1 pseudogene is annotated in these 1077 nt (G+C 63.3%); it reads right to left on the bottom strand.

Going from position 1 to position 1077, the window contains the following annotated elements:
* Window positions 1-1013, bottom strand: a pseudogene (locus tag YUO_RS0137655) (IS3 family transposase); the annotation flags it as partial.
* Between the last annotated feature and the right edge of the window lie 64 nt (window positions 1014-1077).

The raw sequence follows: 1077 nt of genomic DNA, 5'->3' as shown, positions 1-1077 counted from the left end.
ATCGTTGTAATCGGCCCGCCAGCATCCGAGCGCAACGCGGGCCTGGGCCAGCGACGTGAACAGCGTCTCGTTCAACAGTTCATCCCGCAGCCGGCCGTTGAAGCTGTCGATGAAAGCATTCTGCATGGGCTTGCCCGGCGCGATGTAGTGCCAGGCGACGCGGCTCTGATCGGCCCATGTTAGGATGGCGTTGCTAGTGAGCTCGCTGCCGTTGTCGCTGACCACCATCTTTGGCTTGCCGCGCTCAATCATCAGTCGGTCCAGCTCCCGCGCCACCCGGGTGCCGGACAGCGAGGTATCGGCCACCAGCGCCAGGCACTCGCGGGTGCAGTCGTCGACCACGGTGAGGATACGGAAGCGGCGACCATCGGTGAGCTGATCCGACACGAAGTCGAGTGACCAGCGGTCGTTCGGCGCCATCGGCACCGTCATCGGCGCCCGGGTCCCGATTGCGCGCTTGCGACCGCCGCGGCGGCGCACCGCAAGCTTCTCCTCCCGATAGAGCCGGAACAGTTTCTTGTGGTTGACCACATAGCCCTCCCGCTCGAGCAGAACATGCAGACGCCGATAGCCGAAGCGGCGGCGATCCTGGGCGATCGCTCTCATGCGCTGGCGAAGGCCGGCATCGTCAGCCCGGGTCGTCTGGTATCTCATGGTTATGCAGCCGATGGCTTTACACGCCCGCCGTTCGCTCATCCCGAAGGCGTCTCGGAGATGGGCGACGGCCAAGCGGAAAGCTGCGGGCGTCACCATTTCTTTCCCACGAGGTCCTTCAAGGCTGCGTTGTCCAGCATGGCGTCGGCCAGCAACCGTTTCAGCCGCGTGTTCTCATCCTCCAGCGTCTTCAGCCGCTTGGCCTCCGAGACCTCCAGCCCGCTGAACTTGGCCTTCCATTTGTAAATGCTGGCGTCGCTGACGCCATGCTTGCGGCACAGATCGGCGACCGACACGCCGGCCTCATGCTCCTTCAAAATCCCGATGATCTGCTCTTCCGAAAAGCGGCTGCGCTTCATGCTCTGGTCCTTGTCGTGGGCCAGAACGAACTTCAAACTGGATTAAGCCCGCGGGGCAAGGTCA

Origin of the sequence: Bradyrhizobium murdochi (genome assembly GCF_000472965.1) — a bacterium.
GTDB classification, from domain to species: Bacteria; Pseudomonadota; Alphaproteobacteria; order Rhizobiales; family Xanthobacteraceae; genus Bradyrhizobium; species Bradyrhizobium murdochi.
This window is presented reverse-complemented; position numbering and strand designations above follow the sequence as displayed.